Annotated in this window: 17 protein-coding genes; 1 reads left to right on the plus strand and 16 read right to left on the minus strand. The window is 68.1% G+C overall.

The annotated features are described in order from the left end of the window. Window positions 1-27: 27 nt before the first annotated feature. Complete coding sequence (locus tag MMB92_RS26460) at window positions 28-1,134, plus strand: polyamine ABC transporter substrate-binding protein (RefSeq protein WP_058903983.1); 1,107 nt, start codon at window positions 28-30, stop codon at window positions 1,132-1,134. A gap of 72 nt (window positions 1,135-1,206) precedes the next feature. Here the strand turns inward: MMB92_RS26460 and MMB92_RS26465 are convergent, their stop codons facing one another. The 16 genes from MMB92_RS26465 to MMB92_RS26540 all read right to left on the minus strand — a co-directional run bounded on the left by MMB92_RS26465 (window position 1,207) and on the right by MMB92_RS26540 (window position 18,398). Continuing rightward, complete coding sequence (locus MMB92_RS26465; RefSeq protein ID WP_034203912.1) at window positions 1,207-1,812, minus strand: DNA-binding protein; 606 nt, start codon at window positions 1,810-1,812, stop codon at window positions 1,207-1,209. Then, on the minus strand, window positions 1,809-3,056 hold the full coding sequence (locus MMB92_RS26470) for an MFS transporter (RefSeq protein ID WP_034203911.1): 1,248 nt from the start codon (window positions 3,054-3,056) through the stop codon (window positions 1,809-1,811). Before MMB92_RS26470 ends, MMB92_RS26465 begins: the two co-directional genes overlap by 4 nt. Before the next feature lie 286 nt (window positions 3,057-3,342). Continuing rightward, on the minus strand, window positions 3,343-3,672 hold the full coding sequence (locus MMB92_RS26475) for an H-NS histone family protein (RefSeq protein ID WP_011549287.1): 330 nt from the start codon (window positions 3,670-3,672) through the stop codon (window positions 3,343-3,345). Window positions 3,673-3,997: 325 nt separating this feature from the next. Further along, window positions 3,998-5,347, minus strand: a complete 1,350-nt coding sequence (locus MMB92_RS26480) for a reverse transcriptase family protein (RefSeq protein ID WP_200061841.1) — start codon at window positions 5,345-5,347, stop codon at window positions 3,998-4,000. A gap of 253 nt (window positions 5,348-5,600) precedes the next feature. Beyond that, complete coding sequence (locus tag MMB92_RS26485) at window positions 5,601-6,173, minus strand: hypothetical protein (RefSeq protein ID WP_062911526.1); 573 nt, start codon at window positions 6,171-6,173, stop codon at window positions 5,601-5,603. Window positions 6,174-6,407: 234 nt separating this feature from the next. Then, window positions 6,408-7,163, minus strand: coding sequence for a histidine utilization repressor (hutC, locus tag MMB92_RS26490; RefSeq protein WP_277563039.1), 756 nt, complete (start codon window positions 7,161-7,163; stop codon window positions 6,408-6,410). A 50-nt stretch (window positions 7,164-7,213) separates the two neighbouring features. After that, window positions 7,214-8,707, minus strand: coding sequence for a histidine ammonia-lyase (hutH, locus tag MMB92_RS26495; RefSeq protein WP_006484825.1), 1,494 nt, complete (start codon window positions 8,705-8,707; stop codon window positions 7,214-7,216). A 7-nt stretch (window positions 8,708-8,714) separates the two neighbouring features. Next, entirely contained in the window at window positions 8,715-9,506 is a 792-nt protein-coding gene (locus MMB92_RS26500) for an ATP-binding cassette domain-containing protein (protein ID WP_006484818.1), read from the minus strand. Between the two features lie 27 nt (window positions 9,507-9,533). Continuing rightward, the gene (locus MMB92_RS26505) at window positions 9,534-10,280 is read right to left on the minus strand and encodes an ABC transporter permease subunit (RefSeq protein ID WP_006484844.1); all 747 of its coding nucleotides are present in this window, start codon (window positions 10,278-10,280) and stop codon (window positions 9,534-9,536) included. Between the two features lie 12 nt (window positions 10,281-10,292). Then, window positions 10,293-11,015 carry an ABC transporter permease subunit gene (locus MMB92_RS26510; protein ID WP_006481063.1) on the minus strand — a complete coding sequence of 241 codons (723 nt, stop codon included), beginning with the start codon at window positions 11,013-11,015 and terminating at the stop codon, window positions 10,293-10,295. 92 nt (window positions 11,016-11,107) lie between these two features. Continuing rightward, window positions 11,108-11,968, minus strand: a complete 861-nt coding sequence (locus MMB92_RS26515) for a transporter substrate-binding domain-containing protein (protein WP_058903821.1) — start codon at window positions 11,966-11,968, stop codon at window positions 11,108-11,110. A gap of 363 nt (window positions 11,969-12,331) precedes the next feature. Next, window positions 12,332-13,315 carry a succinylglutamate desuccinylase/aspartoacylase family protein gene (locus tag MMB92_RS26520; RefSeq protein ID WP_006484839.1) on the minus strand — a complete coding sequence of 328 codons (984 nt, stop codon included), beginning with the start codon at window positions 13,313-13,315 and terminating at the stop codon, window positions 12,332-12,334. Window positions 13,316-13,405: 90 nt separating this feature from the next. Next, entirely contained in the window at window positions 13,406-14,734 is a 1,329-nt protein-coding gene (locus MMB92_RS26525; protein WP_200061840.1) for an MFS transporter, read from the minus strand. A gap of 183 nt (window positions 14,735-14,917) precedes the next feature. Continuing rightward, a complete protein-coding gene (locus MMB92_RS26530; protein ID WP_006497915.1) occupies window positions 14,918-15,835 on the minus strand; it encodes a LysR substrate-binding domain-containing protein in 918 nt (305 codons plus the stop codon). Between the two features lie 60 nt (window positions 15,836-15,895). Beyond that, complete coding sequence (locus MMB92_RS26535; protein WP_006485862.1) at window positions 15,896-17,293, minus strand: DUF389 domain-containing protein; 1,398 nt, start codon at window positions 17,291-17,293, stop codon at window positions 15,896-15,898. Window positions 17,294-17,432: 139 nt separating this feature from the next. Continuing rightward, window positions 17,433-18,398 (minus strand): SDR family oxidoreductase, encoded by a 966-nt coding sequence (locus MMB92_RS26540; protein ID WP_062911529.1) that lies wholly within the window; start codon window positions 18,396-18,398, stop codon window positions 17,433-17,435. Window positions 18,399-18,616 lie beyond the last annotated feature (218 nt).

Below are 18,616 nucleotides of genomic sequence, written 5' to 3' on the forward strand. Positions count from 1 at the left end.
ACGCGCTCCGCCAGGAAAGACTTCGTCATGCGAATCCGCCCGCTCCACCGTACCCTTTCAGCCGCCGCCATCCTGTCGATCGCCGCCGCCGGCACTGCCGCCCGCGCAGCCGGCGAACTGAACATCTACAACTGGTCCGACTACATCGCGCCGGACACGATCCCGAACTTCCAGAAACAGACCGGCCTTCACGTTCGCTACGACAACTACGACAGCGACGACACGCTGCAGGCGAAGCTGCTGTCCGGCAACTCCGGCTACGACATCGTCGTGCCGACGTCGAACTACATGGCCAAGCAGATTCAGGCGAGCGTCTACCAGCCGCTCGACAAATCGAAGCTGCCGAACCTGTCGCATCTCGACCCGCTGCTGATGAAGATGGTCGCCGACGCCGACCCGGGCAACCAGTACGGCGTGCCGTGGGCCTACGGCACCGACGGCATCGGCTACAACGTGCAAGCCGTGAAGAAGGCGCTCGGCGACAAGGCGCCGGTCGACAGTTGGGCGCTGGTGTTCGATCCGGCCAACATGGCGAAGCTGAATGGGTGCGGCGTGTCGTTCCTCGACCAGGCCGTCGACGTGTTCGCCGCGACGCTGCAGTACATGGGCAAGGACCCGAACAGCACGAACCCGGCCGACTACCGCGCCGCCTACGACGTGCTGAAGAAGGTGCGCCCGTACATCACGCAGTTCAACTCGTCGGGCTACATCAACGATCTCGCGAACAACGACCTGTGCGTGTCGTTCGGCTACTCGGGCGACGTCGGCATCGCGCACCGCCGCGCGGCCGAAGCGAAACGCCCGTACGAGATCCGCTTCGCGAATCCGAAGGAAGGCGGCCTGCTGTGGTTCGACATGATGGTGATCCCGAAGGACGCGCCGAACCGCGATGCCGCGCTGAAGTGGATCAACTACCTGCAGGACCCGAAGGTCAATGCGGGCATCACCAACGCGGTGTTCTACCCGACCGCGAACAAGGCCGCGCGTCAGTACGTGAAGCCCGCGATCGCGCGCGATCCGTCGGTGTATCCGTCCGACGAGGTATTGAGCAGGATGACGTTGCTCAAGCCGATGCCGCCCGAGATTCGCCGGCTGCAGAACCGGTTGTGGGCGCAGTTGAAAACGGGGCGGTGAGCGCGGGGCGACGCGCTTGAACCCTGCCTGCGGCGGCGCGAGCCGCAGGCACGCCATCGAACGTCGAGCGACCTACCGCAACGCCTGCCCCCGCTCCGCCGCAAACGCATCGCCAACGAACCGGATCACGTCGTCGAGCGACGACGTGCACACCGCGTCCGCGGCAAGCGACCGAAACGCACCGTCCGGCCCGAAGCAGACGAGCGGCTTGCGCCAGCGCTGCGCGAGCGCGATCTCTTCCGCCGTCCCGTGCCCGCCCGGCAGGGCCACGATCAGGTCGCTGCTCAGCACGTTCACGTAGTTGCGGTTGATCGTGTCCGGAGCCGCGCCCGGCTCGCGGCGCGGCAGCGGCGTGAGGACCGGAATGTCGACGAACGGATGCGGATAGCCGTCGAGCGGCACGAAGCCCGCGACCGGATCGGCCTGCGTCGGCACGATGCCGATCGATCGTCCGGCTCGACCGGGCACGCCGGCGAACGCGCGCGCGACCGCCAGCATCACGCCCTGCCCGCCGCCCGTCAGCAGATTGAACCCGGCCTGCGCGAGCCACGCGCCGAGCGGTTCCGAAAATGCGGCCCACGGCTCCTTGCCCGAGCCCATCACGCCAATCGTCCTGGTTTTCCGTTGCATCGTGGTTTCCGGTGAAATCGTGGCGGCGCGTACGCGCGCCGCGCTCATTCGAGCTCGACGCCCTTGAGCTCGGGGATCAGGAACAGCGTCGCGATCATGTCGAGCACGTACAGGCCGGCGAGCAGCGCGATGGCCGTCTGGAACCCGTAGTGCGCGGCGAGCGCGCCGACCGCGACCGGGCCGAAGCCGCCGACTGCGCGGCCGATGTTCCACAGCACGTTCTGCGCGGTCGCGCGTGCGGCCGTCGGATAGCCTTCCGACATCAGCGTCCCGTAGCCGCCGACCATCCCGTTGACGAACATCCCCATCAGCGCGCCGGCCCACAGCATCGTCGTCGGGTCCGACAGCCGCGCATACGCGATGACCGTCACGACCGAGCCGAGCTGATACAGCAGGAACGTCGGCTTGCGGCCGATGCGATCGGCCAGTTGGCCGAACACCCAGACGCCGATCATCATCCCGACGACGGTCGCCGCCGTCCACAGCCCCGATTTCGTCAACGAGAAGCCCATCTGCTTCGACAGGAAGGTCGGCAGCCAGATCATGATCCCGTAGTAGCCGAAATTCTGGACCGAACACAGGATCACGATGCCGAGGCTCGTGCGCGCGGTGCGGCCGTCGGCGACGAGCATGCGGAACGCGTTGGACGTGGGCTGCGTCGCGCGCTGCACGAACGCTTCCGGCTCGTGCAGCTTGTTGCGCATCACCCACGCGAGCAGCGCGGGCAGCACGCCGACCACGAACATGCCGCGCCAGCCGATATGGAGCAGCAGAAACGGCGTCAGCAGCGCGGCCAGCAGCACGCCGGCCTGCCAGCCGAGCGCGACGTAGCACGACACGCGGGCGCGCTTGGCTGCAGGCCACGCTTCGGCCGCGAGGGCCATGCCGATCCCAAATTCGCCGCCGAGGCCGATGCCCGCGATGGTGCGATAGACGAGCAGATCCTCGAAGCCGCGCGCGAATGCGCACAGGCCCGTGAAGATCGCGAACAGCAGGATCGTCCAGGTCAGCACGCGCACGCGCCCGTAGCGATCGCTCAGCGCGCCGAACACGATGCCGCCCGCAACCGCGCCGATCAATGTCCACGTGACCAGCGCGCCGCCCTGTCCGGGCGTCAGGTGCAGCGCCGCCGTGATCGCCGGCAGCATGAAGCCGAGGATCAGCAGGTCGAAGCCGTCCATCGCGTAGCCGATCGCCGATCCGGCCAGCGCTTTCCACGCGTACGCGCCGACCTGCTCCACGCGCGGGGCCGACGGGCCGCCGAGCGTCGAAGATTTCATGTTTGCTGCCATGGTGTCCTGCCACGAATGTCCGGCGACATTCTAAGGCCTGTGCCGGCGAACGACGGCGGCGGACGCGCGTCGCGCCCGCGCTGGCCGGACGGCGCGCGGGCAACGGAGGCAACGAGCGGGAAAAGGAAAAGAAAAGGGAAAACGTCGATCCGGTGTCGGCGGCGAGGCCGGCGATGTCGCGATCAGGCCGGACACCGAATGAAAGACGGCGGGCAGGCGGCGGATTGCCGGCCGGCCCGCCTGCGCGAACCGGACGGCGCCCGGTCGCCTTGCGGCGCGCCGGGATTCAGCCCTGATCGTCCCCGGGCCACCAGGTCTTGGCCTCGCGATCGACCGCCAGCGTTTCGAGATCCTTGCCTTCGAGCCATTTCGGCCGCGGGCCGCGCCCCGACCACGAGCGGCCGGTCGACGGATCGTAGTACTTGGCAGGCGCCTTGCGCTTGCGCTGGACGATGTAGCCGAGCGCGCTCAGCACTTCCTGCTGCGAAATTCCCAAAAGCTCGACCTGTTCCTTGAAGGCCGCGAGCGCGGCTTGCTTCTCCTTCTGCTTCGCCTCTGACAGCTTGATGTTCAGGTCCCGAAGTTGTGCTTCGAGTTCCTGCAGGGCCTGGGTCATGTATTCATCCTCTTTGGGCATGTTTTTGCAAAAAGCTCCGATGGCCGAACCTACCACGAAGTTCCGCCGATCGGGGCTGTCAAATAGGTGAATCGTCCACCTGAGCCGGCATGATTTGCGCGATGCGCACTAAACGACGTCGTGCGTCACTGGCAGCTTGAACCAAGCCGGCAACGGGCGGCACGCCGCGTACGCATGCATGAAGCGAACGGCGGCGGCAAGTGATTCGCCGCCCCTGGCACGGGCGCGGCATGGCGCGAATGATAGCAGTGCGCGGCGTCGTGTTGCAGAAGTCTGCCGACCGGCGTCGACGCGGGCCGACGGGTCAGCGGCCCGCGCCGCCGGCGTCCCACACGATCCGGTCGAACAGCGCGCGCAGCTTCGCGCCGCGCGCCGCATTCAGCGCCGTCGCATGCGCGACGCGCCCGGCCAGATGCGCACGGAAATCCGGATGCGCATCGCGATTCTGCGACGCCGGGCCGCGCCGGATGCAGTTGGTCAGGATCGCTTTCAGTCGATCGAATGCGTCGCGCGACAGGTTCGGATGCCGGTTGACGACCACGCCGGCCAGTTGCTGCCGCGTGCCCCGCCGCATCACGCGGGTCTTGCGCAATTGCAGCGCAAACCCTTCCTCGAGCGCGATCGCGGCGACCCGGACTTGCAGCCGCGCGACGTCGCGCGCGAGCGCGCCGCCGCCGGAAAACGCGAGATCGTCCGCATAGCGCGTATAGGTCGCATCGACCGAACGCGCGAGCGCGGCGAGCCGCAGGTCGAGCCGGAACGCGCACAGGTTCGCGAGCGCCGGCGACGTCGGCGCGCCCTGCGGCAGATGCCGTTCGCGATAGCGCTGACGGCCGATCCAGTCGAACCGGTCGCGCAGGTCCGGCGCGAGCAGCCGCGCCGACGGCACGCGATTGGTGCAGAGCCCGGTGAGGATCCGCGCGACTTCGGCCGGATAGCCGAGCGTCGCGAACAGCGCATGGACGCGCGCGGCGCGCACCGACACGAAGAAGTCCGCGAGATCGAAACGCACGACGACATCGCGATCCGCATGCGGCGTCGCGAACGACACGATCCCGTGCCCCTTGCGAAAACCGTGGACCGCCCCATGCGGCGCGATGCGATCGAGCAGCCCGTGCAGGATGCGGCGCTGCGCTTCGCGCAGCCGCCCCTTCGGGATTTCGACGAGGCGGCACCCGCCGCTGCGCTTGTCGACCGCGACGTATGTGTAGTGATGCAGCGGCGTGGCGCCGCTGCGCGCGTCGACGCGCCAGTGGTCGGACAGCCAGTCGAGTTCCGGCGCGCTCACCCCGAGCCAGCCGGCGAGATCGCCGGGCGTCGGCCATTGCGGCACATCGCAGCCCGCGAGCGGCGCCGGCAACGGTCGCTGGACCAGCGGCCGCCGCACGATGCGGATCACCACCGGCCGACGCTCGCCATACCATGCGCGCACGAACGCGGGCGCCTCGGCCAGGAGCGCAGCGAGCGCGTCGGTGTCGGTATCGGCCCAGTTCGCGCCGAAGCGGGCGAGCGCGGTGCCCGCGCATTCGGGCGTCCACGGCTGTGCCTCGCCGAGCACGGCGGCCATCCGCGCGACGACGCCGTCGCGTTCGGGCGGACCGGCGAGCATCGCCTCGGCAATCGTGCGGGTGGTATCGCGCAGGGATGAGTGCATGGGAAAAGGAAGGCGGGACGATGAGCCAACGTGGCTGGTGCTGCGAGAGCGGTCGTTGCGCAACGCGCAACTTGCGCACTTGCGACGCATCGGCGTATCGATCTGATCCACGGGGTAGCCCCGTAGTCCTGGAACATCGGCTGCCTGTTCCGGGCGTGTGCTTGACCCACCGCCCCGCGTCGCGACTTTAATGGGCGGCGACGCCAGGTGTCAAATCGAGCCGGACGATGCGCGCTGCGCGGCGGCGTCGCGCTTATGCGCGCCGGGCGAACAGCTCGCTGAACGCGATCGGCGCCACGCCGATGCCGGCCATGCCGTTCAGTATCGTCGCCCAGCTCGCGTCGGCCACGCTGACGGGAAACGACCGCACGCGATGGGCGAGCAGCCAGAAGGTGCGCGTCATGCCGTCGCTCATCGCGACCTCGTAGCCGCTTGCCGCCGCCCAGTAGCCGACCGACGGCAGCGTCACAGGTGCGTCGCGGCCGCCCCTGAACGCGGTGGCCGCTACCGCGAACTTGCTGTCGAGCGACATGGCCCGGCGCGGTACGCAATCCTGCGAATTCTGTTTCGGGAACGTGGGGCTCGTCTCGAGCCAGCGGCGATAGAACGTCTCCGCGTCGATATGGACGACAAACCGCTCGGGTCCACCCGGCTCGGCCTTCAGATAGCAGTCCGCCTGATTCGGCACGGGGACGCGCCACGTCGCGCGCTTCGCGCTCAGCTCGACCAGTTCGCACGCCATCGACGGGCGCTGGGTGGGTGAATCGGCTCCGGATTCGCGCAGGTCCTGTGCACGAAGGATGCCGTTACGAAGACGTGTCAGCATGGGCCCTCTCTTTCTCTCGATTTTTTCGAATGAGTCCGGGCCCGTGGCGTGCTCCGCGCGGGTGCCGCGATGCGGTCGCCCGGTTCCCCGACGCTCCCGACCGGATCGGGAACCCGCGCAGTGTATCGCCTTTCGATGCAGGTGCGACATCGCGCCATCACGACCCATACGGGTACATCGCCAGCGCCGGCCGCAGCGGCAAATGTGCGTCCCGCCCAGGGCCGCCGCACGTCCCTACATCTTGCCCGCCAGATGAAACCGCGACGCCGGATGCCACAGCCTGACCGACGTGGCGACATGCTCGCCGACCCACGTGCGGCGTCGTAGCAGCAAACACGGTTCACCGATTTCCATCACGAGATGCCGACGCACCTGCGCGTTGGGCTTCTCCGCGTAGATCCGGAACTCCGCCCGCTGGATCGGCGCGAGTCGCACCATGTAATGATTCGGCGTCTCGAGCGTGAAGTCCTGCTCCAGATACGCGGGAAACAAGGCCGGATTGACGTAGCGATCCTCGAACTGGATCGGCTCGTCTTCCTCGTAATGCACGATACGCGAATGAAACACGGGCCCGGCGCGCAGTCCGAGCGCATCGATCGCGTCCGGCTCGACGCTGCGCTCGATCAGCAGCACGCGCGCGCTGTGCCGATGGCCGCGCTCGGCGATCTCGTCCGCGATGTTGCGGATCTCCAGCACCGTCGACTCGTAATGCCGACGCTCGACGAACGTGCCGGCCCCCTGGATGCGGGTCAGCACGCGCTCGGCCGTCAGTTCGCGCAGCGCGCGCGACACCGTCATCCGGGCCACGCCGAATTCCTTGACCAGTTCGGCCTCGGTCGGGATCGCGGCGCCGGGCTTCCAGTCGCCCTTCGCGATTCGCTCGACGACGTAGCGCTTGATCTGCTGATAGGCCGGCAGTGCCCGCGCCGGCACGGTGTCGGCCGACGCCTGCGCCTGCCGTGCGAAAAGCTTGCGTTCCGTTTCGCTCATGCGCCCTCGACCGAATGAATGTTGGGTAATCGGCCCGTCCTCGCCTGTCGTCACTGCAACGAAGGCGGCACGCCTGCGACGATGCCGGCCGCGATCGCGATATCGTCCGCGAGCGGCCGGTCGTCGCGATAGACCGGCACGCGCGTGCGCACATGCCGCCACAGCGCGTCCGTCGATGCGGCCCGCGCGGTGTCGCCCGGCTGCAGGTCGTACGCCTGCGCGGCGGCCAATAGCTCGATCGCGAGCACGCGGGTCGTATTCTCGATGATGTCGAGCGCCTTCAGCGCGGCCGGCGTCGCATGACACAGGTGATCTTCCTGCAGCCCCGACGTGATGCCGCCGTCGAGACTCGCCGGCGCGGCAAGCCGCTGATTCTGCGCGACCAGCGCGACCGCCGTGTACTGCGCGATCATGAAACCCGAACAGCTGCCGCCCGGCGCGGCAAGAAACGCCGGCAGCCCGCTGACGAGCGGATTCACGAGCCGGTCGAGACGCCGCTCGGCGATCGCGGCGACTTGCGCCATCGCCGCCGCGAGGCTGTCCATCGCGAGCGCGATGCCGGCGCCGACCGCGTGCGCCTGCGAATGCACGGCCGGCGCGTCTCGCGTGCCGGCCACGACCGGATTGTCGGTCACGGATGCGAGTTCGCGATCGACGACCTCCGCCGTGACGTCGAACACGTCGCGCGCCGCGCCATGCACGTGCGGAATCGTGCGCAGGCTGAGCGGATCCTGCGTATGCCGGCCGCTCGCCGCGGCAAGCATGCCGCTGTCCGCCAGCAGCGCACGCACACGGGCGCCGACCTGCCCGATACCGGGGGAAATCCGCAGCGCGAGCGAAGCCGGATCGAATGCGGCGAGTTGCCCGCCCAGGTTCTCGAAGCTCATCGCCGCGATCCAGTCGGCCCAGTCGAGCAACCGTTCGGCGCGGGCGAGCGCGAGCGCAGCCAGCCCCGTGACGCACGGCGTTCCGTTGACCAGGCTCAACCCCTCCTTCGCGCCGAGCACCAGCGGTTCGCGGCCGATACGCCGCAGCGCCTCGTCGCCGCGCATGCGTTCGCCGCGATGGCGCGCATGGCCGTGCCCGACGCACACGAGCGCGACATGCGCCATGTGGGTCAAGTACCCGACCGAGCCGTGCGCCGGCACTTCCGGCAGGCAATCGTGCTCGAGCAGCGCGACGAGCTGTTCGACGACATCGGGACGGACGCCCGAATGCCCGTGCGCATAGTTGTTGATCGCGGCCGCGATGATCGCGCGGGTTTCGGCTGCGCCGAGCGGCATGCCGACGCCCACCGCGTGACTCATCAGGATGTTGTGCGACAGCGTGCTCTGCTGCGCCGGCGACACGATCACGTCGCACAGCGCACCGACGCCGGTATTGACGCCGTAGGCGCGAATCCCGCGCGCGACGATCTCGTCGACGAGTTCGCGAGCGGCCACGACGCGCGCGCGCGTATCGTCGGCCAACGCCAGCGGCGCGCCGGCCGCCACCGCCGCAACCTGCCGCCAGTCAAGCGGCCGAGCCGCACGGAATACAGTCATGGCAGCCTCAGTTCGCGGTGCGGTCGTGGTGGCTCGACACGAATTGCCGGAAGCGCTCGGACGTCTGGCCGCCGAAGACTTCGTCGGGTGTGCCGTCCGTATCGACCTCGCCCTGATGCAGGAACATCACGCGATTCGACACGTGGCGCGCGAATCCCATTTCATGCGTGACGACCAGCATCGTGCGCCCCTCCTCCGCGAGCGAGCGCATCACGCGCAGCACCTCGCCCACCAGTTCCGGGTCCAGCGCCGACGTCGGTTCGTCGAACAGCATCACTTTCGGATGCATCGCGAGCGCGCGTGCAATCGCGACCCGCTGCTGCTGGCCGCCCGACAGGTGCGCGGGATAGTAGCCACGCTTGTCCGCGAGGCCCACGCGCGCCAGCAGCGCCTCGGCCTCCTCCACCGCTTCCGCGCGACTGCGCTTCTGCACGCGCAGCGGCCCCTCGACGAGGTTGTCGAGCACCGTCATGTGGGACCACAGATTGAAGTTCTGGAACACCATCCCGAGCTGCGAGCGGATCCGGTCGACCTGGCGCCGGTCGCGCGGATGCAGCTTGCCGTCGCGCGCGCGCTTCATCGCCAGTTCCTCCCCGGCCAGGGCGACGGAACCGTCATCGGGGGTCTCGAGCAGGTTCAGGCAACGCAGGAACGTACTCTTGCCCGATCCGCTCGCACCGAGGATCGAGATGACGTCGCCCTCGTGCGCGTCGAGCGAAATGCCCTTCAGCACATGATGATCGCCGAACGACTTGTGGATGTTTCTGACCGACAGCGCAACGGGAGCAGCGGTGTTCATCGGATTCTCCTGGAAGGAATGGCGCGCTCAGGACGCGACGCGCCGGGCATTTCGGGTCGCGGCGGCTGGCGCACCGGACGGCTTCGGCGCACGCAGGTGCCCCGAGAGCCGCCATTCGAGCGCGCCGAGCAGGCGCACGACGATGAAGTTCAGGCCCAGATAGATGACGGCCGCGCAGACGAACACTTCGGTCGTCCGGTAGGTTTGCTGGATGATCTGCTGCGCGACGCCCGTCACTTCCCATACGGTGACGAGGCTCGCCAGCGCGGTCGACTTGACCAGCAGCACGGCTTCGGTCGAATACGCGGGCAGACACTGGCGCAGCGCGATCGGGCCGATCACGCGCCGCAGCAGCGCGAAGCCCGACAGGCCGATCGAATAACCGGCCTCGATCTGCCCGATCGGCACGGCCATCAGCCCGCCGCGCAGGATTTCGGCCGTGTAGCCGGCCGTGCACAGCGCGAGCGACAATACCGCGCAAACGTACGGCTCGCGCAGCAGCGGCCACATGAAGCTCTCGCGGATCACGCCGAACTGGCCGAGCCCGTAATACACGAGGAACATCTGGATCAGCAGCGGCGAGCCGCGAAACACGAGGATATAGGCACGCGCGAAACGGTTCGGCAACCAGCGCGGCGATACGCGCATCGTGACGATCACGAGCGACAGCAGGCCGCCGAGCACGAGCGACGCGAAGAACAGGCCGAGCGTGGTCGGCACGGCCGCGAGCAACTGGCGCAGCGTATCGACGAGAAAAGCGAAATCGATGGACATGCCCGTTCTCCGTCAGTTGCGCGCGAAATTGCGGCGGAACGACCGGCCGACGATCGCTTCCGCCCGGTTGAACACGCGGTTCGACAAACCCGTCATCAGCAGATACAACGCACCGCCCGCGACGAAGAACACGAAGTACTGGTGCGTCGAATTGGCCGCGATCTGGCTCGTGCGGAGCAACTCGGCAAGACCGGTGACCGAGATCAGTGCGGAATCCTTCAGGCTCAGTTGCCACACGTTGCCGATCCCGGGCAACGCGAAGCGCAGCACCTGGGGAACCAGGATGCGCCGCAGCACCATGCTGCGCGGCATGCCGATCGAGCGCGCCGCCTCGAGCTCGCCTTTCGACACGGCGAGCACCGCCGCGCGATAGACCTCTGCCTGATAGGCGCCCGAGATCATCCCGACCGCGAGCGCACCGATCACGAACGGCGGTACGCCGATGAAGCCTTCCGCGCCGAACCACTGGCCGACGGCCGTCACGAGCGTCGAGCCGCCGAAGTAGAACAGATAGATGACGAGCAGTTCGGGCACGCCGCGAAATACCGTCGTATACAGATCGCCGAGCAGGCGGAGGGTGCGGTAGCGCGACAGCTTCGCGGCCGCGATCGCCGCGCCGATCACCGCCCCGACCGCGAGCGCGGCAAGCGTCAGCGCGACCGTCATCAGTGCGGCGAGCAGCAGCACACCGCCCCAGCCTTCGGTTCCGAAACCGAGCATTTCAAGAATCGCCATGCGTGCCTCCCGGCATGCGTTGGGTGAAGCCACTGGATGCGTGCCGCCGTGTGCCGTTCGACCGGCTCACGCGGCGGCAGCCGAACACGCGCTTACGGCGTGACGTCGGTCCTGAACCACTTGTCGGCGAGCTTCTTCACGGTGCCGTCCGCGAGCGCCGCGGCGATCGCCGTATCGAACTTCGTCTTCAGGTCGGCATCCTGCTTGCGGAACGCGAGCCCCTCGCCCGGCCCCCAGATCGGGCCGCCGAGCTTCGGCCCCGCGAGCACGATCGACGCGTTGTCCTTCTTCGCGTTGTTCGCCGCGTAGTACGTGACGTCGTCGAACGATGCGTCGATGCGCCCGGCGACCAGATCGAGATCGCGTTCGGGCGACGTCTTGTATACGCGAATCGACGCGATGTCCTTGAAGCTGTCGTTGATGAATTTCGTGTAGACGGTGCCCGACTGGATGCCGATCGTCTTGCCCTTCAGCTGCTTGCGCAGCGTGTCGACGGTCGGCTTGTCCGCGTTGGCGTCACCCGTCAGCTTGACGATCGGCGCGCCGGGCGCGGCCTTCGGCAGGATCTTCGTATCGGTGACGGCGAACGTCGCCGGCGTCGCCGCATACGGGCGCGAGAACAGCAGGATCTTTTCGCGCTCCGGCGTGATGGAAATCGCATCCATCAGGACATCGAACTTGCCGGCTTGCAGGCCGGGGATCATCCCGTCCCAGTCCTGCGCGACCATGTTGCACTGCACCTTGATGCGCTCGCACACGTTGGCGAGCAGCTCCGGTTCGAAACCGCCCAGCTTGCCGCCCGGCAGCGTGAGGTTCCACGGCGCGTAGCCGCCTTCGAGCGCGACCGTCACCGTCTTCCATTCCTTTGCCTGCACCGGCGCCGCGAGCGTGGCCGCCGCAGCCGCGATGATGCCGATCGTCCTGATTGCCCACTTGATGCGCTTGCCGTTCACGAGATTTCTCCTTGCGTTGAAGTTCGCCATCCCTTCGGTGCAGCAAGCCGCCTCAGGAATTTGTCTATACAAGCATGCAAGAAGAAAAACAGCGCGACAAGCAGCGATCAATAAAAACGAAGCAAACGCGGGAAATCCCCTAATTACAGGCATCCGGCGTGCGCCGTCGCGGGGAATTCCGGCACATGTTTGGTGCAGTTCGGGTGGCCGAATCGCAAGGATGACTAGACAAATTCCGAATTCGATCGTCAGGCCATGCCCCTGCGGCCGCTTTTCGACCCGACGACAAATGCGCGCTTGCCGGGAGCATCGCAAGCGCTGCATTGCAGCATGTCGACACGGGCCGGCGCCGACCCGCCCGGCTCAGCGTTCGAGCAGGCGCCCGAGCCGCATCATCGTGACGTTCACGCCGAGATGGCGCATCGACGGCTGCACGATCACGCAGTCGTCGTACGGCGTGACGATCACGTCGTCGCCGTCGCGGGCGATCTCGGTGCCCGCCTTCGCGATCACTTCGAGCCCGGTGAACGGCTGCGAGAACCGGAAATCCATCGAGCGCGCGACGACCGGCTGCGTGATCTCGATGAACTTCTGCCGCACCGGCGCGGCCTGCGTCAGGAACGCCGCGACGTCGTCGCGTGCGACGACGCCCGCGTGCAGCAGGAAGCGCGCGGCGCTGTCGAGCGCGACCGCGCGCGCGCTCGCCGCGAAGTGCTGGCCCGTCTCGATCAGCAGCGCGTTCTTCGCGCTCGCCGGATCGCCGAAGCCGCCGTAGTCGCGCAGCCGCGTGCCGTTCGCATGGCCGCGATCGACGATCACGTGCTCCGGTGTGCCGAGCGCGGCGGCCAGCGCGATCGCCTTGTCGAGCGGCCCCGTCATCATCAGCGGCGCGGATGCTTCGTGCATCGAATGAATGTCGAGCAGCAGGTCGACCGTATCCAGCAGCGGCCGCATCGCCCGCGCCCGCGCGAGCTCGCGGCTGTCGCGCGTGCCGTCGAGCGCGGCCGGCGTCCATACGCGGTTCATGTCTTCGTCGAGGTAGCGCGTCGCGTCGGCATTCTCCGCGCTGAAATGCTCGTACGCGCCGACGTTGCCGAAGCCGAGCGACAGCCGGCCCGCGACCGGCCGCAGGCCGGCCGTCAGCAGCGCGTCCACCGCGATCGCGCCGCTGACTTCGTTGCCGTGCGTCAGCGCGAGGATCATCACGTGCTTGCCGGGCTTGCCGCTGTCGAACGTGTGCAGATAGTCGATGCCCGTGTTGCCCGCGCGCCAGCGCGAGATGTCCGGGAACGTCACTTCGATCGGATAGGCCGGCAGCGCGGCGCGGATGGCTTCAAGCGTGGTCATGTCGGAAGTGTCGGAAGGATTCGTCAGGGTTCGGGAAAGGCGCGACCGGCGTCGGCCGGCTGCGCCGGAATCGGGTTCGGGCATGACGGATCACGCCTCGGTCGCGCGCGTCGCCGGCGCGGAACCGGCCGCCGCGCCGCGCATCCGGCGGCCGAGCGAGATCACCGACGTGATGCCGAGCACGGCCGTCGCCATCACGTAGAAACTCGGCGCCAGCTTTTCGTGCGTCGCGTCGATCAGCCAGGTCACGATCAGCGGCGCGAAGCCGCCGAACAGCGTCACCGAGAAGTTGTACGACAGCGCGAGGCCCGTGCCGCGCGTACTGGTCGGGAAGATGTCCGCGAGCAGCGCCGGCAGCGGCGCCAGGCTCACCGCGATCAGCAGCCCGACCAGCGCCTGCACCGCGAGCAGCGTTTCGACCGTCGGATAGCGGTTCAGCAGGACGAACAGCGGCCACGTCGTCACGCCCACGAGAATCAGCGCGATCAGCATCACGCGAATACGGCCGAACCGATCCGACAGGTGCCCGACGACCGGCGCCGCGATCATCAGCATCGCGCCCGTGACGACCGCGCCGAGATACGACGACGTAGCCGGGATATGCAGCTGCTTCACCGCGTACGTCGGCATGTAGAGCTTGTGCACGTAGTTGAACGCCGTGGCCGTCGCGACCACGCCCGCGCCGAGCAGCATGTTCGCGCGGTCGCGCACGAACACGTCGCGCAGCGGCGATTTCGCGCGCCCCGCCTCGCCGAGCCGGCGGAAATCGGCCGGTTCGTCGATGTTGCGGCGGATATACAGCCCGACCGGGCCGATCAGCAGCCCGACCGCGAACGCGACGCGCCAGCCCCACGCATGCAGCTGGTCGGTGGTCAGCAGCAGGCTCAGCAGCGCGGACACGCCGGCCGCGAGCACCGTCGCGAGCCCCTGCGTCGACATCTGCCAGCTCGCGAAGAAGCCGCGCCGCTTCGCGTCGGCCTGCTCGACCATGAACGCGGTCGCCGCGCCGAATTCGCCGCCCGTCGAGAAGCCTTGCAGCATCCGCGCGACGATGATCAGCAGCGGCGACGCGATGCCGATCTGCGCATACGTCGGCGCGAACGCGATCATCGCGGTGCCGAGCATCATCAGCCCGATCGAAATCGTCAGCGATGCCTTGCGGCCCGCGCGATCCGCATAGCTGCCGAGCACGATCGAGCCGAGCGGCCGCGTGACGAACGAGATGCCGAACGTGCCGACCGACAGCAGCAGCGAGGTGGCCGCGTCATGCGTCGGGAAAAACAGTTGACCGATGACGATCGCGAAATAGCCGTAGATCAGCAGATCGTAGAACTCCAGCGCGTTGCCGATGCTCGCGGCGCAGATCTCGCGCCACGGATTGTGCGGGGCCGGCTGCGCGGCGTGCGGGTTGCGGGTCATGCCTGTGCTCCTCCGTTGATGCTGGCCGTCAGGATTGTGAAAGACGGCGCGCGGCGGTTGCCGGCGTGCGTCCGGGCCAGTCAAGCGCGGAGTGTAGGCACCGCGGCGCGTGCGTTCGTGCCGTTTCGGCACGCGATCGTGCTGATCGGTGCGTCGCGCGCCGGGGCAACCCGGGCCGCGGGTTCAGCCGGCCGGCGCTCCGCCGTCATCGCGGGACGGCGCGGTGCGCCAGATCGCGTCGAGGACCGGATGCGATTCGTTCCGGCGGCGATACAGCGCGACGTCGAAACCGATCTGCCAGTCCGCGCCGCCGACGATCGCGAGTTCGCCGCGCCGCACGTCGTCCGCGACGAGCCGCTGCGGCAGCCACGCGAGGCCGAGCCCGCGCCGCGCCATCGCGAGGATCGCTTCGTAGGAGTCGGCCTGGTACACCGGGCGCAACGTCGGCCGGTTCGGCATTTCGGCGAGATGGCGCGCGAGCACCGCGCGCAGCGTCAGCGTACGGGCGAACGCGAGCCACGGCACCGGCGCCTGCCCGGCCGGCAGCCGGTAGCGCGCGCTGCCGCGCGCATCGAGCGCGCTGACGGGCACCAGCACCTCGCGCGCGACTGACAGCCAGTCGAAGCGGTCGCGGTCGATCAGCAGCCGCGTGTGCGGGCTCGAATAGACGATCAGCATGTCGGCCTCGCCGGCCGTCAGCTGCAGGATCGCCTCCTCCGCGCTGCCGGTCGACACGGTCGCCGTGAAAAAGCCTGCGCGCGCAACCGTCTCGTCGTACCAGTCGGGGAAGAAGGTGGCCGACAGCGTGCGGCCGGTCGCGATCCGGAGGGTGTTTTCCGGCACCGGCGACGCTTCCTGCAGTTGCGTGCGCGCACCATGCAGGATGTCGAGCGCGTTCGATGCGGCATCGAGGAACACGGTGCCGGCCGCCGTCAGTTCGAGCGGCTTCGTGCGCGCGATCAGGCGCGTGCCGACCCATTCCTCGAGCGAACGGATGCGGCGGCCGAACGCCGGGTGCGTGACGAAGCGGTTTTCCGCTGCACGCGTGAAGCTGCGCGTGCGCGCGAGTTCAACGAAGTCTTCGAGCCATTTCAGTTGCATGGCAGGGCTCCTGCAGTCAACGGCACGGGGCGACGCTGAATCATCGGCATGCGCGTCGCATCAGCCGGCCGTCACGACCCGCACGCGCGGCGAATCGAGCCGCACGCTCAGCCAGCGCTCGATTCGCTGCCGGTCGGTGCGCGGCAGCGGCTTCGCGGTCGACACCACGAAGGTCACGAGCGGCTCGGCGTCCGGCGCGCTTGCGCCGCTGTCCCACGCATCGGTCGCGCCATACAGGATCTCGCGGATCTGCGGATACTGCGTGCGCAGTTCGCGCGCGACGCGCGCCAGTTCGGCCTGCTGCGCCGCCCGGCCGTCGATTTCGTGCTGCAGGCGCGCGATGGTCTGGTCCTTCACGTCCATCTCGGTGCGCGTGGCATGGTTCGCGGCGATCAGGTCCTGCGCGATGCTCGCCTTCAGCGACGACGCGAGCGCCCCGGTGTCGATGCGTTCGTCGCCGGCCTGCCGCACGACGAGCCGGCTGTTCGGCAAACCGTAGGCCGGCAGTTTGTCCGCCAGCCGGTCGAGCATCGCCTGGTCGACACGCCGGCCGACCAGCATCGCCTCGATCACACGGCCGCGCGGATCGATATGCCGGCTCGCGACCACCGACAACGGCAGCGACAGTTCGGCCTTGATGAACTGGTCGGCACGCGCGTTGAACACTTCCTGCGTGACGAGCCGGTACGCGAGGATCACGCTCGGCACGGCGGTCAGGACGACCGCCGCGAGCACGAAGCGCCGCACGCGCCGCTGCATCGCCTCGTCCACGCGCGCGGCCGGCTTCGCGCGAATCACCCACGTGACCACCACGGTCGCGAACGCGATGAACACGCAGTTGATCGAGAACAGGTAGAACGCGCCCGCGAAATACGCGAGGCTGCCATGCGCGAGCCCGTAGCCGGCCGTGCACAACGGCGGCATCAGCGCGGTCGCGATCGCGACGCCGGGGATCACGTTGGTCTTTTCGCTGCGCGTCGCGCCGACCATCCCGACGAGCCCGCCGAACAGCGCGATCAACACGTCCCAGATGCTCGGCGACGTGCGCGCGAGAAGTTCGGAGTGTTCGCCCGTCAGCGGACTCAGCGAGAAATACAGCGCCGAAGTCGCAAGGCTGATCAGCGTGGCGACGGCCAGTGTCTTCAGCGAGCGCCGGATCAACGCGAAGTCGTAGATGCCGATCCCGTAGCCCAGGCCCATGATCGGCCCCATGAGCGGTGAGATCAGCATCGCGCCGATGATGACGGCCGTCGAGTTCACGTCGAGGCCGATCGACGCGATGAAAATCGCGGACATCAGGATCCACAGGTTGGTCCCGCGCAATCCGACGCCGCCGCGGATGTCCTGATCGATCGTTTCCCGGTCGGCCTGGCCTTCGCGCAGGCTGAAGTACTGGCGAAACGTGGTACGCACACGCGCCAGCGTGCGCGTCGTCGGACGGGGGGATACGGTGGTCATGGTTGTTGTTCGTTGAGCCGTGGGAACGGCGCGGGTATCGCGTCATCCTGCGTCGCGCGACCCGCGGGAACCCGCGCGCGCAGCGCGACAAGCATCGCATAGGGGCGGCGTTCGCACAATCGGCCGCCCGCGTGCGGCTTTACGGTATCGGGCGGCCGTCGTGCAGGATCGCGTGCAGCGCCGTATCGAACGGCGTCGCGTAATCGATCCCGAGCGCGCGCACGCGTGTCGCGTCGAGATGGCAGTCGTACGGACGCGGCGTCGCGTCGGTCGGCTGGGTGATCGGCGTGAGCGACGCCTCGATGCCGAGCGCGGCCGCGATTCGCTGCGCGATGGCGTACTTCGTCATCGGCTCCTCGCTCGACCAATGGCGAATGCCCGTGACCGTGTCACCCGCGAGATGGCGCAGCGTCAGATCGCGGATGACCTGCGCGACGTCGGGCGTGTAGGTCGGGTAACGGATCGCCCATGCGTCCATGCCGACCGCGTCGGCGCCCGGGCGCGCCGACGCGACGACGGCCGGAACGAGGCTCGTGACGGCCGATTCGCTCCAGTCGGCGATCGGGCCGAACAGCAACGGCAGGCGCAGCACGCACGACAGCGGCGAGGCGGCGAGCAGCGCGGCCTCGCCTTCCAGCTTGGTGCGACCGTAGATGTTCAGCGGGTTCGGGGTGGCGTCCTCGCTGTAGGGGGCGGCCTTGCCGTCGAAGACGTAGTCGGTCGAAATGCCGAGCGTCCATGCGCCGTATCGCGCGGCGAGTGCGCCGATGCGAGCCGGCGCCGTGACGTTGATGGCGCGGGCGGCGGCCGGGTCGCGTTCGCAGACGTCGGGGCGACGTTCGGCGGCGCAGAGAATCACCGCTGCCGGCTTGTGGATTTCAAAAAGGCGTTCGAGGGACGGCTGGTCGAGGACGTCGAGTTCGGCGATGTTGTCCGGCGGCAATGCGAGCCGTTTCGCACCGGCGCCTTGCGGGTTCCGGATGGTCGCGAGCAGCGTCAGCGACGGTTCGCGGGACAAGGACGCGGCGACCGCGCGGCCGAGCAGGCCGGAGGCGCCGACGAGGAGGATGGTGGGGAGAGAAGTCGACGAATCGATTGCTGTCATTGAGTGCATTCGTGTAAAAGCCGCGCGGATCAACGCACCTTCGTGGTCGGTACATTGTCCGTGCGCCGGTTCGGCAGGATACGGAACGAGGGAACCTGTCCGCGTTTTTGTGGGCGAGGCGGTTGAACAACCGGTTATCCGCGCGCCTGCGTAAATCGCTCGCCGAACAGGATAGCAAACTGGTTCATCGCTGATTTCCAGTCGAAGGCGGACCGCAC

The sequence above is a fragment of the Burkholderia sp. IO2 genome (genome assembly GCF_029522185.1).
Lineage (GTDB): Bacteria > Pseudomonadota > Gammaproteobacteria > Burkholderiales > Burkholderiaceae > Burkholderia > Burkholderia cenocepacia.